Origin of the sequence: Chelativorans sp. YIM 93263, from assembly GCF_028767125.1 — a bacterium.
In the GTDB taxonomy this organism is placed as follows: domain Bacteria; phylum Pseudomonadota; class Alphaproteobacteria; order Rhizobiales; family Rhizobiaceae; genus Chelativorans.
In genome coordinates this window covers 18,498-33,347 of sequence record NZ_JAKCWP010000012.1, presented here as the reverse complement: position 1 = coordinate 33,347, position 14,850 = coordinate 18,498, and the positions used below count along the sequence as shown (strand labels likewise).

The following is a 14,850-nucleotide window of genomic DNA, read 5'->3' as shown; positions in this document are numbered from 1 at the left end:
TCTTAGCGGCGAAGGCGGGCGTTCTGATGAATAGCAAGCGGTCCCAACTGGATCCCCTTACCACCGGGCGGCAGCGTTCCGGAAGCGCATTTGAGGAAATCAACCGAACCCTCGACAACCTCGCCGAAAGGCTCGAGAGCGCGCTTGAAAGCCGCGAATCCACCCCCCGGTCGAGCGGAGCGGAGAGAAAGCCGCTGACAGCGCGGGTTGGCGGGGAAGATCTTCCACGCGCGACCCTGGAGCGGATCGCCGCGGAAGTCGAAGCGCTGCGGCACCGCGACGGTGAAAGCGTGTCCGCCGAGAAGCTGTCCAACGAACTCAACACCCTGCGCGAGGACGTGCAGGCCATGGTCAATTTCGGGGTTCGCCGGGAGATCGGCGCGCTCCGCGAAGAAATAGCAAGTCTCCTTGCGAACATACCCGCGGCGTTCGTCAGCCCGGAACTCAGCGCCGAGTTCGACCGTCTTTCGGCTGCGATCAGCCGGCTGGCGGAGCGCAGCGATGACAAGAACGCCAAGGTGCTGCGGCTGGAACTGGAGCAGGTCAGATCCGCCCTCACAGAGCTTTTGCGCGACGACGCTCCCCCGGCCAAAGGGCAAGAAGACATATCCGATACGGCAATGGGCCGGCTGCATTCGCGGATTGAGGATATCAGTGCCGCGATCGGAAAACTGCCCGACACCAAGTCCCTGCGCACACTCGAGGATAAAGTCGGCGAGCTGAGCAAATCACTCGTGCAATTCGCCGAGACCCATACGCCCGATCAGTCGGATCTGCATACGCTCATCGAAGAGCGGCTGGACGAAATCTCCCGCGCGATAACGGCCTCGACGGCGGTCATCCGCTCGCAAAGCGTCGACCCCGCGCCACTGGAGCGCGTGGAAGCGCGTATCGCCTCGCTGGCCAGCCAGATCGACGAACTGGTGCAGGAGAAAAGTGGTAGCGTCATTGTCGAGCGTCTCAATACGCTGTCGGACCGCGTCGATGAGATCGCACAGCAGACGGGCGTGCCCGAGCAGCTTGTGGAACACCTGACGGGACACATCGCGGAGCTGTCGAGAAAACTCGATTCGGTACCCCACGAGCGCGAATCCGAGCTCATGGCGGCGCTGGAAAACCGGTTCTCGGAGCTTTTCGTCCATCTGGAGAAGCGTCAGGACGAAGCTTTCCATCAGGAGCAGAGCCAGTTCGAGGCACTTCAGGCCCGGCTTGGCGAGGTCATCGAGCGGCTGGACCAGCCCGGAGAGAGCGAACCGGGCTTGGGCGAGGCTCTGGACAAGCGGTTCAATGAATTGTCGGAGCGCATCGAGGCGCTGCGTGAGGCCACCCAGGACAACCCGGAATTGCGGGCCCTGCAGGCGCGGCTGGATGAAATAGCCGCCCGGCTGCAGGAAGAACCGCAGCCTGTGTCCGGCATCGATCTGGGAATGATCCAGAATCTGGAAGCACAGATAAGCGCGCTTGCGGGCCAGCTTGCCAGCACGGATTCCCAGGCGGCAACAGGCGAGGCGATCGCACCACGCCTGGAAAATATCGAGCATTCCATCAGCGCATATCACGCCGAGATGCTGGAGGCGGCACGGCAAGCCGCGGAGCAGGCCGTTCGGAAAACGTCGGAGAAAGCGGATACGCGCAACGACAGCCAGTTGACGGAAGAGCTGCAGAAGCTGGAAGCGCTGACGCGCAAGTCCGACGAGCGTAACGCCCGCACATTCGAGGCGGTGCATGACACGCTTTTGAAAATCGTCGCGCGTCTCGGCGAACTCGAAGCAGGCGGCAAGGCGGAAGCTGTGGCGGATCGGAACGTTGCCGTCGAAAGCACCCCCTCGATCGATCCGTACGAAGGGTTCTCCGACGAGGATACCGCGGCCTTCGAGGAAGAATTCCACCAGCGCAGTCCGGCTGAAGCGGCTGCGAAGGCTGCCGAGGCGGCGCTTCGAGAGGACGATGAAGCCGCACCTTCCAAGAATACGATGTTGGGCGGTCTTTCCAAGGCGCTTTCCGGCCAGAGCGAAGCCGATTCCGAAGTCGATGCCGATTTCGAAGTCGATGCCGAGCCGGAAGAACCATTGACGATGGAAACCGGCGAAACGGACTGGACGTACGAGGAGACAGCCCCGGAACCCGAAATCGACCCCGAGCGCATCAACGAGCCGCTGGAGCCAGGCTCCGGCGCACCGGACCTCAATGCCATATTGCGCCGGGTGCGTGACGAGGGCGACGAGGCGGAGAAGTCCGAGACGGATACCGCCCAGTCAGATTTTGTTGCGGCTGCGCGGCGCGCCGCAAAGGCCGCGGCGGCGGAAGCGGAAATCTCCAAACAAAACCGCTCGACGTCCGCGGAGAAGGGGCGCAAATCGGGCCTTGGGGGACTTTTCCGGCGGCGCAACAAGGCACTGCTCACGTTAACGGGCATCGCAATACTCGCCGGAAGCGGCGTGTATTTCGGAAAATCTATGCTTCCCGACAGCTTGCAGAAGGCCTTCGTATCGGGAACAGATGCCCCGGCGGAAGAAACGGAGATCTCTCAAGAGGAACCCACCGAGGCGGATCGGACGGTACAGGCAGAACCCGCTTCCATCGAACAGGACGAAACCGTTACGGGGACTATTCCCGAGCAATCCACCCCCGTGCGGCAGGCCGTACCGCAGGCAGCGGACTCGACCGGTCCCGACCCGCTTTCAACCGCATCGAAGCCGCCGGCGGGCCTCGATTCGGTGCCACCCGCGTCGATCACGGCCGCATCGCTGCGACAGGACGAGTCGGCAGACGCACCGGTCGAGAGCGTCACCGCCATTCCGGTAATTCCGGAGGAGATCGGCCCGGCGGCCCTGCGCCATGCTGCGGCCGGGGGCAATCCCGAGGCACTTTTCGAAATCGCCCAACGCTATTCCAACGGCGAGGGCGTGGAAGCGGATCTGGCTGAGGCGGCCGAGTGGTATCGCCTGAGCGCTGAGCGGGGTCTTGCGCCCGCGCAGTATCGGCTGGGAAACATTCATGAAAAAGGACTCGGCGTCGATCGCGACATCGAGGAGGCCAAGACCTGGTATTTGAAGGCCGCAAAACAGGGCAACGCCAGCGCCATGCACAATCTCGGCGTGCTCTTCGCGGTTGGAACCAACGGATCGGCCGACAATGACTCCGCGGCGCGCTGGTTTCTGAAAGCGGCGGAGCTCGGCGTACCGGACAGTCAGGTCAACGTCGGCATCCTTTCGGCAAAGGGCGTCGGCATGCCACGCGACTTGGCAGAAGCCTACAAATGGTTTGCCATCGCCGCAGAATCGGGAGACGGGGACGCCGCCGCCAAGCGCGATGAGATCGCAAGCGCGGTTCCGGAAGAGGAGCTTGAAAGGGCCAAGGCCAAAGCCGAGCTGTGGCAGGCGCACGAGGCGGATGCTCAGGCGAATGTCGTCGATATTCCCGCCGCGTGGAAGCTCGATCGGGAAAGCACGGCCGGCGTGGACATGAAGCGTGCGATCACGAACGTCCAGCTCATTCTCAACAATGCCGGGTTCGATGCCGGGCCGCCCGACGGGATCATGGGCGAAAAGACACGCACGGCGATCAAGACCTTCCAGGAACAGAATAACCTGAAAGCGACGGGTGAAATTGACGAAGCGCTGGTGCGCGCCCTGCTTGAACAGAACGAAAGCAACGGGTAGCTGCGGCGGAATTTTCCGCAAGTTTTCAAAGTTTTCCGCCCGACGGGTTTGACTTTCGCCCCGGTATGGGCGCAAGAACAGGCATGAGATAAGCACGCGCGGCGGTCCGGTCGCGCATAACGAATTTTGGTGTCGCGGGTGGGCATCTATCTCCCGATCGCGGAAATGTCCGTTAACATGGTGATCCTGCTCGCCATGGGCGGCGCGGTCGGCTTTCTGTCAGGCCTGTTCGGGGTCGGCGGCGGTTTTCTCATCACACCGCTGCTCATCTTCTACAACATCCCTCCGGCCATAGCCGTCGCCACCGGTGCGAACCAGGTGGTCGCGTCGTCCTTTTCCGGTGCGCTCGCCCATTTCAAGCGCGGTACGCTGGATCTGAAGCTTGGCACGATGCTTCTCGCCGGCGGCATCGTCGGCGCTTCCGGCGGTATCTACATTTTTGCCTATTTGCGCCGGCTGGGACAGCTCGATCTCATCATCTCTCTGCTTTACGTCGCCTTTCTCGGCTCGGTCGGCGGGCTGATGCTGGTGGAAAGCGTCAACGCCATCCGCCGCTCACGCAGCGGCGGATCAACCTCGCTCCGCCGTCCCGGCCAGCACAACTGGATTCACCGGCTGCCGCTCAAGATGCGCTTTCGCACATCGAAGCTCTTCGTCAGCGTCATTCCGGTTCTGGGGTTGGGAGCCATCATCGGACTCCTGGCATCGATCATGGGCGTGGGCGGCGGGTTCATCATGGTGCCGGCGCTGATCTATCTGCTCAAAGTGCCGACGAACGTTGTCATCGGCACCTCGCTTTTCCAGATCATCTTCGTAGCGGCCTTCACCACCGTCGTGCATGCGACAGCCAACCATACGGTCGACGTTGTCCTGGCCTTCCTGCTCATGGTGGGTGGCGTGGCTGGCGCACAGTACGGCGCCCAGATTGGCCAGAGGTTGCGCGGCGAGCAGCTGCGCGCGCTCCTGGCGGCGCTGGTGATCGCCGTTGCGTTGCGGCTCGCCTTCGAACTTTTCGTGCGCCCGCAAAGCGTCTACTCGCTGGCTACGGGGGCGGGAGCATGACCGCAGCTCATGTCCTTGCATGCCTCGCGCTTTTCATGCTCGCGTTCGTCGTGCGCGGCCACACACAACCCATGCTCTCGGAGGACATCGAAATCGGCCTTTCGACCGATACGGTTTCGATCACCTCGGATTTTTCCGGCGCGAACCTCACGATCTTCGGTGCGCTGGATAATGTCGATCCGCTCATCAGCAGCCAGGGCGGCTACGATATCGTGGTTATCCTCGAAGGCCCGCGTCAAACGCTGACCGTTCGCAAAAAGACGCGTGTGCTAGGTATGTGGATCAACACGCAATCGATGATTTTTCGCGACGTGCCTGCGTCCTATTCCGTAGCAATGACCCGCCCGCCGCAGGACATCACCGAAATATCCAGCTACGAGACTCTGGCGCTGCGCCCGCGTGACGTTCGCCTGCGGCCGCTCGATCCGAGCGAAACATCGGCACGGATTCAGGAATTCAGCACCGCGCTTCGAGCGCGAAAGGAAGCCTCGGGACTTTACGTGGAGCGGGTCGGCGGCGTCGAGTTTCTGTCGCGCAGCCTGTTTCGGGCAACACTGCGGCTCGCCCCCAATGTCCCCGTCGGAACACACCGGGCACGCGCTTTTCTCTTCCGCAAGGGCGTTTTCGTTCAGGATACCTCCGCGCCCCTGTCTATTCGCAAGGCGGGTTTTGAACAGCGCGTTTTCGCGTTCGCGTACCAGCAAAGCTTCATCTACGGCGTACTGTCGGCGCTGCTGGCGGTCGTGACCGGCTGGGCGGGGAGGATGATCTTCCGGAAAGACTAGAGGCTGTCAGGATCACGCAGGCCGCAGCAGATCGGCGGAGATGGGATAGACGCGGTCCTTCCCCATCATGTAGGCGGTGAGCGCCTCGTGCAGGAACAGCCCCGCGAAGGCCCGGTCGAGCACATTGAGCGCGCCCGTCAGACTGCCGAAGGCCGGCATGATGAGCCGGGAGCCGTCACAGGCGAAGCAGGCGCGGCGAACGGAACGGCCGCGCCGCACGATGCGCGCGCCGGGATGCAGGTGCCCGGCGATCTCGCCTTCCACCCCCGACGTTGGTTCGTGCCGGAAGACGAGGCTTCCAAGTGCGAGTTCATCGATCCACCGCCCGGGCAGGCCTTCGGGCGGCGCGGGATCGTGATTGCCGGCCACCCAGAACCATTCGCGCCCCGACATCAGTCCCAGAAGATGCTCGCGGAAAGCCTCTGGCATGCGGCCCGCGCCGCCTCCGTCATGGAAGCTGTCGCCCAGGCTCACCACCATCGAAGGCCGATAGTGGGCTATGACCGCGCCGAGGCGGTGCAGCGTGGCCAGCGTGTCATAGGGCGGGAGGAAACTGCCGCGGCGGGCATAGGACGATCCTTTTTCCAGATGAAGATCGGAAACCACGAGCAACCCGTCCGCGGGCAGGAAGAGCGCGCCCGAAGGATCGCAGACGGCGCATTCCCCGGCGACCGTGATCTCCGCCGTCCGGGGCACAACGTCAATGCGGCTCATTACATTCATGCGCTGCCCATGGCCTCCTCGATCAGGGTCTCGGCCGCCTCGCCCAGGAGCGATTCGTTCGCGCTGCCGGCGACCGGCTCCTTTCCGATCTCCAGCATCACCGGAACGGCGAGCGGCGAGATCTGCTCAAGGTCTTTATGCACGATTCGGCCACGGGTGCGCGACAGCATTTCGCCGAGGCGCGCTATGTCGAGCAAGCCCGTGGCCGCATCCCGCCATGTTGCCTGAAGCAGGATGTGGTCGGGCTCGTGCCCGCGTAAAACGTCATAAATAAGGTCGGCGGAGACGGTCACCTGGCGTCCCGTCTTCTCCCGCCCGGGGTGACGCTTCTCGATGAGGCCGGAAATCACGGCGCAGCTGCGAAAGGTGCGTTTCAAAAGCCAGCTATCGGCCAGCCAGGTTTCCAGATCGTCGCCCAGCATATCCTCGTCAAAGAGCCGCGAGAGCGGAAGTTCGCCGCGCCGAATCATCCCGCCCATATCGCCAAGGCTCCAGATAGCGAGAGAATAATCCGTCGCCACGAAACCGAGCGGCCGCGCACCCGCACGCTCCAGCCGCCGGGTCAAAAGCATACCGAGCGTCTGGTGCGCCAGCCGGCCTTCGAAGGGATAAGCGACCATGTAGAAGCGATCGGCCTGTGGAAAGGTCTCGACCAGCAAGTCTTTCTCTTGCGGCAGGATGGATTTTTCCTGCTGGATTCGCAGCCAGTCCGCCACCGGCTCCGGCAGGGCGCGCCAGCGCGCCGGGTCGGCCAGCATGCCGCGCACTTCCTTCGCCAGATAGGTCGATAGCGGAAACTTACCGCCCTCATAGGAGGGCACCATCGCATCCTGACCGGCCGCACTCGTGACGAAGCACTCGTTCTCCCGGATGCCCTCGAAACGCAGCACCCGGCCAGAGAAGAGAAACGTGTCCCCCGGCGCCAGCGATTCCAGAAAATACTTCTCCACCTGCCCGAGCATCTTGCCGCCCCTGGAGGAACCGAGCGACCCGCGCCGGCGCACAAGGCGCACTGCAAGCATCGGCGCCTCGATGATCGTGCCGACATTCAGCCGGTATTGCTGCGCCACGCTTGGGTGAGAAATACGCCAGAGCCCGTCTTTCGTGCGGCGGATGCGGGCATAACGCTCATAGGTCTTCAGCGCATAGCCGCCGGTGGCGACGAATTCCACCACTCGGCCGAAGGTGGCGCGGTCGAGTCCCGCATAGGGTTCTGCACTCACCACCTCCGCATAGAATTCGTCCTCGTCGAACGGCCCCGCGCAGGCGCGGCCCCAGATGTGCTGCGCCAGCACGTCGAGCGCGCCTTCACCCAGCGGCGGTGTATCTTGCGCGCCCAGATAGTTGGCCTCGAGCGCGGCGCGGCACTCCATCACCTCGAAGCGGTTGGCCGGAACGAGGATGGCGCGGCTCGGCTCATCCATGCGGTGGTTGGAGCGGCCGATTCGCTGGGCGAGCCGGCTTGCCCCCTTCGGCGCGCCGACATGGACGACGAGATCCACGTCGCCCCAGTCGATGCCGAGGTCGAGCGTGGACGTGGCGACGATCGCGCTGAGGCTGTTCGTCTCCATGGCCTTTTCCACGCGCCGCCGCTGCCCCACATCCAGTGAGCCATGATGCAGCGCGATGGCTAGGTTTTCCTCGTTGATATGCCAAAGCTCGCGGAACAGAAGCTCGGCCTGGCTGCGCGTGTTGACGAAGAGAAGCGTCATCCGGTGGCGCTTGATCGCCTCGTAGACCGCGGGAATAGCGTAGCGCGCCGAGTGCCCCGACCAGGGCACACGCTCGTCTGTTTCAAGGATCGTGATCTCCGGTTTCGCGCCGCCGGCCACAGTGACGACATCGGCCATCGTGCCCGGCCGATCCTGCGCCACGAGCCAGCGCCGCAGCGCTTCCGGCTCAGCGACGGTGGCCGAGAGGCCTATGCTCGTCGTCTCCGGCGCCAACCGCCGCAACCGTGCCAGACCGAGCGCGAGCAACTGGCCGCGCTTGGAGGTGACCAGCGAATGCAGTTCATCAAGCACGATGTATTTCAGGTCGGCGAAAAAGCGCTCCGCATCGGGCGAGGCGATCAGCAGCGCGAGTTGCTCGGGCGTGGTCAGCAGAATGTCCGGCGGCAGGTGCTTCTGGCGCTGGCGCTTGTGGGAAGGGGTGTCCCCCGTGCGCGTCTCGATGCGGATATCGAGCCCCATCTCACCGACTGGTTGGGAAAGGTTGCGCTGAATATCGACGGCGAGCGCCTTCAGCGGCGAGATATAGAGCGTGTGCACCCCCCGCCGCCGCTCGCCCGGCTTCGGCCTTTTCCGCCCGGCGAGATCGGTCAATGAAGGCAGGAAGCCCGCCAATGTCTTTCCCGCCCCCGTCGGCGCGATCAGTAGCACCGAGCGCCCCTCCCGCGTGCGGGTCAGAAGGTCGATCTGGTGCGGCCGCGGTGTCCACCCGCGCGCGGCGAACCACGCCTGAAAAGACGCGGGCAGAAGGGCGCTGATTTCGCCGCTCGTATTGGTTTCCTCGTTCACGACGGCTAGAACTAAAGCAGAACAGAAGCGCCGCCAACCATTTCCACGCCAGAAAGAGAGCCTATCTACTATTGATGATGAATGCGCGCGACCTGCTCCGCTCCCGGCCCGAGGGGCTTTGCTGCCCGAAAGCCGGCTTCTTTATCGACCCGACGCGCCCGGTCGAGCGCGCGCTGATTACCCATGGGCACGCCGATCATGCGCGCGCCGGGCATGGTGCGGTGCTCGCCACGCGGGAGACGCTCGACATCATGGCGCTGCGGTACGGCCCGGATTTCGCGGGCTCCGTGCAGGAGGTCAACCTGGGTGAGACGATCACGCTTGACGGTATCCGTGTCACTTGCCATCCGGCAGGCCATGTGCTGGGTTCCGCACAAATCGCTGTGGAGGCAGACGGCATGCGCATCGTTGCTTCCGGCGATTACAAGCGCGCAGCCGATCCCACCTGCGCCCCCTTCGAGACCGTGCCATGCGATGTCTTCATCACCGAGGCCACCTTCGCCCTGCCGGTCTTCACCCATCCCGATGCCGCGCGGGAAATCGAACGGCTTTTGACCTCCCTCCAGCAGTTCCCCGAGCGCACCCATGTTGTCGGCGCCTATGGGCTGGGCAAGGCACAGCGTGTGATCGCGCTTCTGCGCGCGGCGGGCTATCGCAAGCCCATCTATCTCCACGGCGCGCTGGAAAAACTCTGCCACTACTACGAGGGCGCGGGCGTCGCGCTCGGCCCCTTGCGCCCCGCAACCGTGGAGGAAAAGGACGCCGCCCCGCCGGCAGGCGCGATCGTCATCGCGCCTCCTTCGGCCATCGACGACCGCTGGTCCCGCCGCTTCGCCGATCCGCTCGCGTGTTTCGCGTCGGGCTGGATGCGCATTCGCCAGCGCGCGCGCCAGCGGGGCGTGGAACTGCCGCTCATCATTTCCGATCATGCCGACTGGCCGGAGCTGACACAGACCATTCAGGAGACCGGCGCAGGCGAAGTCTGGGTCACCCATGGGCGCGAAGAGGCATTGGTGCGCTGGTGTGAGCTCAACGGCATTATCGCGCAGCCGCTGCACATCGCCGGTTACGAGGACGAGGCCGAATAGTGGAACGCTTCGCCGAACTCCTCGACCGGCTCGTGCTCACGCCATCGCGCAACGGCAAGCTGCGGCTTATGCTCGACTACTTTGCCGGTGTGCCCGACCCGGATCGCGGCTATGGCCTCGCCGGGCTCACCGGCGGGCTTGATTTCCCCGCCGTAAAGCCCGCCATGCTGCGTACGCTCGTCATGGAGCGTGTCGATCCCGTGCTATTCGACTATTCCTATGATTACGTGGGCGATCTCGCCGAGACGGTCTCGCTCATCTGGCCGGCCGGCGCTGAGGCCGGTGCGCCCAGCCTGACGGAAGTGGTCGAGCGTCTTTCCACCGCAAGCCGGTCCGATGCGCCCGCAACCATGGCGCGGCTACTCGACCAGCTTTCTCCATCCGGGCGCTTTGCCGCAATCAAACTTGCCACCGGGGGCCTGCGCGTGGGCGTTTCGGCGCGGCTTGCCAAGCAAGCGCTTGCGAGCTTTGGCAACGTGGATGTGCAGGAGATCGAGGAACTCTGGCACGGCCTCGCGCCACCTTACACGGCGCTTTTTGCGTGGCTTGAGGGTCGCGGACCAAAACCGGAGAATGCGGCAAAGGCGCCCTTCCGTCCGGTCATGCTGTCCCACGCCGCCACAGAGACCGATTTTGCCGCTCTCGAGCCCGCCGACTACGTGGCCGAATGGAAGTGGGACGGCATTCGCGTTCAGACCGTGGCGGAGGGTGAGGTGCGGCGGCTCTACTCCCGCACGGGCGACGATATCTCCGGCGCCTTTCCCGATCTGGTGGACGCGATGGATTTCGATGCAGCCATCGACGGCGAGCTTCTGGTCGGCGACCCGCGCGAGCGCACCGGCACTTTTTCCGACCTGCAGCAGCGGCTCAACCGCAAGACGGTTTCGCGCGCGATGCTGCGCGATTATCCGGTCTTCGTGCGCTGTTACGACCTGCTGGTTCTCGACGGGCGCGATACCCGCGCTCTGCCCTTTCTCGAACGGCGAAAGCTTCTGGAAGATTTCGTCGGCACGCTTCCGGCCGACCGTTTCGACCTTTCACCGCTCGTCCCCTTCGAGCGTTGGGATGAGCTTGACGACAAGCGCTGCAACCCGCCGCATCCGGTTATCGAGGGGCTGATGCTCAAGCGCAAGGATTCGGCTTATCTCCCTGGCCGCCCCAAGGGCCCGTGGTTCAAGTGGAAGCGCGACCCGTTCACGGTCGATGCGGTGCTCATGTACGCCCAGCGCGGCCACGGGAAGCGTTCCAGCTTTTACTCCGATTACACGTTCGGCGTCTGGTCCGGGCCGCAGGACGATCCCGCGCTGGTGCCTGTTGGAAAGGCCTATTTCGGCTTCACGGACGAGGAGTTGCGTCAGATCGACCGCTATGTCCGCGAAAACACCATCGAGCGCTTCGGCCCCGTGCGTGCCGTCCGCGCCGACCGGGAGCACGGGCTGGTGATCGAGGTCGCGTTCGAAGGGCTTAACCGCTCGACACGGCACAAGTCGGGCATCGCCATGCGTTTTCCCCGCGTCTCACGGCTGCGCTGGGACAAGCCGACCCATGAAGCAGACCGCATCGAGACGCTGGAAGAGCTGCTGGACGAGAACAGAGCTAAAAGAGCGGTCGCGGGGAATAGGCCAGAATCTGCTCTCCGGACGTGATGTCCGAGACGGTAAAATATGTAAGGCCAGTGGCGCCGGCGCGGCTGTATTGGCACGAAGCGGGGATAAAATCGGCGCCTCAGACATTTTTATCACCAGCTAACCATCTGTTTTTGCGCAATATCAGAAAAAAGTTCGAACTTTTTTCCCGCCTGTTTATCCCGCCCTCTCAGCCGCTCTTATCATCCAACCCATCGCTCTCGCGGGAACTGGATGCGCACCGGGTGTTCGGGAGGNCCCGCCCTCTCAGCCGCTCTTATCATCCAACCCATCGCTCTCGCGGGAACTGGATGCGCACCGGGTGTTCGGGAGGGCGGCGGTGGCGAGCCTTTGGGCGGCGGGACCGAGACCCGCAATTCGAAGGTTCCGCGACAGGCCGGTGCCCCCGGCCGGTCGGGTGGTTACGATCCCGAGCCTCTCTCGGAGGCTGAGACAGGAGGTCGCCCGGCGGATATGTCAACGGGGGTCAAGCCGCAAGCAGGGTCCCGGGTACGGGCCTTTTGCGAGCGGCCGGCCGACGGCGGCGATGTCTACCGGCGGGGCGCGTGCAAACGTGCCTGACATAGAAGTGAGAAGTCCGGAGCACGCGCCCCGCTTCCCGCTTTCTCAACAATGGCCAGACGGCGAAATCCGGGCGTGGCGGCGATGCCGCGCGCCCGCTTCCCTCTCGATAGCGGAGGGAATGGCGCCGTGTTACTCGGCGGTTACCCGCAGGGAGAAGATGTCGAGCGCGCGACCCTGGCCTTCGATATCCGGTACGATGGTGATGGTGCCACCACCTCCCGGATCGGCATCCGGCAACTCGACCTCGAGGAGATAGTCCGCCGGTTGCGGTCCGACGACATAGCGCGTGCGCCCGCAGCCGCCGAGCGCGGCCAGGTTACAGGAAATGGAGATTTGGGTTTCCTCACCCTCCGCGCCGCGGGCGTTCAAACTAAAGACCGCACGCCGCCCCGCAATTTCTTCGAGGACACCCCGGCCGATATCGAAGGAGAGGGGGGCTTCGCCCGCCTCACCGCTGACGGTCAGGAATCTGCCCTCGCCATTGTCCATGACCTGCGCGGACATGCCCGTACGGGTCGTAACCGTGGTCGGATCGTCGGGGGAGAAGACGGATATCCAGCCCTCATCCTCATCCGCGTCCGCGAACTGCGCTGGCCCCCCAACGGTTTCTACGCCTTGCTGGTTGGAATCGGAGGCGATGATATCCTCGACCGACTGCCCCATGCCACCCTGCAGAATGAACCAGATGCCGAAACCGGCAGCGGCAAGCAGAATCGCGATCACCAGAATGAGCAGCCCGTAGCGCCGCTTTTTCAAACCGGAGCCGGCGAAGGCACGGTCCTCTCGTGCAGAAGGCATATCCCGCCCCGGTTCATCCGGGCCGTGCAGCCGGTCGCCCCGGTCCACACTCGGTGTGAACGCCGCCTCTTCGGCCGGGTGCGCCGCGGGCTGGAGCACAGGTTCAGGAGGGGACACGGGTTCGGGCGGTGGGGCAGCCGGCGGGGCTTCCGCGGAAGCCCCGCGAAAGCCGCGCTCGATGTCGACAATCACAGCCTTGACCTGCTCGCGCTGGCGCCGCACCTCCTCGGCCGAAAGATCCGTTCTCGACTGCAAGGAGTGATCGAGCGCCGTAAAAGTCTGCCGGTAAACCTTTTCGCGAAAGGCCCGGTCCTGCGCGTCACCTTTTTCCAGGGCCCGTGTAATTGCCTGTCTGACTGCTTCCAATGGACACCCCGAGTGTTGCCTTGTTTACCGTTAACCGTGACAGCGCGCGCGATCAACGGCATTTATCCGGGTCCTGTAGGCCTGGACCAATGAAGCCGGCTTGACAGTCGGGCCCGACAACGGCAGCTATCGGCCAAATCTGACGGAGCCCTGAAATGCTGAAAACACCCTATCTGCTCTTTCTCGGCGATGCGCCGGATGCACTCGCCGCAAAGGTTGCGCAGGGAATCAGGGACTGGCGGCCGGAATTCTGTGTCGGCCAGTTGCGCCTTGAAGGCTGCAAGGCCGACCTCGGCATTCCCGACATGACGATTGCGCAGGCCCGGGCCGCCGGCGCGAAGACGCTGGTGGTTGGCGCAGCCAACCGCGGCGGCGTCATTTCGCCGAGCTGGCTTGCCACGCTGACCGAGGCCGCCGACGCCGGCATGGACATCGCCTCGGGCCTGCACAACCGGCTCACCGCGCTACCGGAGCTCGTGGGTACGGCGGAGAAGGCAGGCGTGCAGCTGTTCGACGTGCGCGTTCCGCAGCATGATTATCCTATCGCGGACGGCAAGAAGCGCGCCGGCAAGCGGTGCCTGGCCGTCGGCACGGATTGCTCCGTGGGAAAGATGTACACCGCACTCGCCATGGAGCGGGAGATGCGCGCCCAGGGCATGAAGGCGACGTTTCGCGCCACCGGTCAGACCGGCATTCTGGTCACCGGTTCGGGCGTGCCGCTCGATGCGGTCGTGGCGGACTTCATGGCCGGTGCTGTGGAATGGCTTTCGCCGGACAACGAGCCCGACCACTGGGATCTGATCGAAGGCCAGGGGAGCCTCTTCCACCCCTCCTTTTCCGGCGTGACTATGGCGTTGATCCACGGCGGCCAGCCCGACGCGCTCGTGCTTTGCCACGAGCCGACGCGTACGCACATGCGGGGCCTGCCGCACTACAGCCTTCCGTCGCTGGAAGCCCTGCGCGATCTCGCTCTGGAGACAGCGCGTATCGTCAATCCCGACGTCCGAGTGACCGGGATCTCAGTCAACACCGCCGCTCTGCCGGATGAAGAAGCGCGGATGTGCCTGGAAGAAATCGAGGCGCGGATGGGAATTCCGACAACCGATCCCTTCCGCAATGGCGCGGCGCGGCTGGTCGAGGCGTTATAATTCAGACTGGCGCCGACCTACAGCCGCAGCGTCGGCTTTTCTACACCACCAACACCGGACAGGCGGCTAGGCTCGTCACCTTGTGGGAGACGCTGCCCAGTAGATAACCTTCACGGTCGCCCAAACCGCGGCTGCCGAGGACGATGAGATCTGCCTCCCGCTCCTTGGCGAACTTGACGATGGTGCGGGCGGGCGGACCGTTCTTGACGAAGGCGCGGGGGGCATTCGCCCCCTGCTCTATGGCATGCTTCTTGGCCGCGTCGGCCACTGCCTTTGCGTGACCGCGGAGCGCCTCATCGATACTGCCCGGGTCCTCGGGGCGCACCATCGAGGTCGAGTGCTCAAGAAGGCTGTGGTGGCGAAAGACGGTGAGCAGCAGCAGTTCGGCTTCAGTGCCCTTCTGTAGCTGGATGGCCATGTCGAGCGCTTTCGTAGCACCGTGGGAGCCATCCATCGGGACGAGGATCCGTTTGAACAAGGCTTGCCTCC

General features: G+C 64.0%; 10 protein-coding genes. 6 read left to right on the top strand and 4 right to left on the bottom strand.

What is annotated here, in order from left to right; genetic code table 11:
• Positions 1 to 26 precede the first annotated feature (26 nt).
• The 3 genes from LY631_RS19160 (at position 27) to LY631_RS19150 (ending at position 5,509) form a co-directional block, all read left to right on the top strand.
• On the top strand, positions 27 to 3,662 hold the full coding sequence (locus LY631_RS19160) for a peptidoglycan-binding protein (RefSeq protein ID WP_274427203.1): 3,636 nt from the start codon (positions 27 to 29) through the stop codon (positions 3,660 to 3,662).
• A gap of 138 nt (positions 3,663 to 3,800) precedes the next feature.
• On the top strand, positions 3,801 to 4,724 hold the full coding sequence (locus LY631_RS19155; RefSeq protein ID WP_274427202.1) for a sulfite exporter TauE/SafE family protein: 924 nt from the start codon (positions 3,801 to 3,803) through the stop codon (positions 4,722 to 4,724).
• Positions 4,721 to 5,509 carry a TIGR02186 family protein gene (locus LY631_RS19150; RefSeq protein ID WP_274427201.1) on the top strand — a complete coding sequence of 263 codons (789 nt, stop codon included), beginning with the start codon at positions 4,721 to 4,723 and terminating at the stop codon, positions 5,507 to 5,509. Before LY631_RS19155 ends, LY631_RS19150 begins: the two co-directional genes overlap by 4 nt.
• Before the next feature lie 12 nt (positions 5,510 to 5,521).
• On the opposite strand, the gene pdeM is transcribed toward LY631_RS19150, so the two are convergent.
• A complete protein-coding gene (gene pdeM / locus LY631_RS19145) occupies positions 5,522 to 6,232 on the bottom strand; it encodes a ligase-associated DNA damage response endonuclease PdeM (protein ID WP_445082918.1) in 711 nt (236 codons plus the stop codon).
• Positions 6,229 to 8,751 carry a ligase-associated DNA damage response DEXH box helicase gene (locus LY631_RS19140; RefSeq protein WP_274427200.1) on the bottom strand — a complete coding sequence of 841 codons (2,523 nt, stop codon included), beginning with the start codon at positions 8,749 to 8,751 and terminating at the stop codon, positions 6,229 to 6,231. Before LY631_RS19140 ends, pdeM begins: the two co-directional genes overlap by 4 nt.
• A 77-nt stretch (positions 8,752 to 8,828) precedes the next feature.
• On the opposite strand from LY631_RS19140, the gene LY631_RS19135 reads away from it, so the two are divergent.
• A complete protein-coding gene (locus LY631_RS19135) occupies positions 8,829 to 9,839 on the top strand; it encodes a ligase-associated DNA damage response exonuclease (RefSeq protein ID WP_274427248.1) in 1,011 nt (336 codons plus the stop codon).
• On the top strand, positions 9,839 to 11,485 hold the full coding sequence (locus tag LY631_RS19130; protein ID WP_274427199.1) for a cisplatin damage response ATP-dependent DNA ligase: 1,647 nt from the start codon (positions 9,839 to 9,841) through the stop codon (positions 11,483 to 11,485). The genes LY631_RS19135 and LY631_RS19130 overlap by 1 nt, the downstream gene beginning before the upstream one ends.
• A gap of 693 nt (positions 11,486 to 12,178) precedes the next feature.
• Here LY631_RS19130 and LY631_RS19125 read toward each other — a convergent pair.
• Positions 12,179 to 13,213 (bottom strand): hypothetical protein, encoded by a 1,035-nt coding sequence (locus LY631_RS19125; RefSeq protein WP_274427198.1) that lies wholly within the window; start codon positions 13,211 to 13,213, stop codon positions 12,179 to 12,181.
• Positions 13,214 to 13,368: 155 nt separating this feature from the next.
• Here LY631_RS19125 and dgcN point away from each other — a divergent pair, with 155 nt between their 5' ends.
• Positions 13,369 to 14,361 (top strand): N-acetyltransferase DgcN, encoded by a 993-nt coding sequence (dgcN, locus tag LY631_RS19120; RefSeq protein WP_274427197.1) that lies wholly within the window; start codon positions 13,369 to 13,371, stop codon positions 14,359 to 14,361.
• 40 nt (positions 14,362 to 14,401) lie between these two features.
• Here the strand turns inward: dgcN and LY631_RS19115 are convergent, their stop codons facing one another.
• A complete protein-coding gene (locus tag LY631_RS19115) occupies positions 14,402 to 14,839 on the bottom strand; it encodes a universal stress protein (protein ID WP_274427196.1) in 438 nt (145 codons plus the stop codon).
• Positions 14,840 to 14,850: the final 11 nt, after the last annotated feature.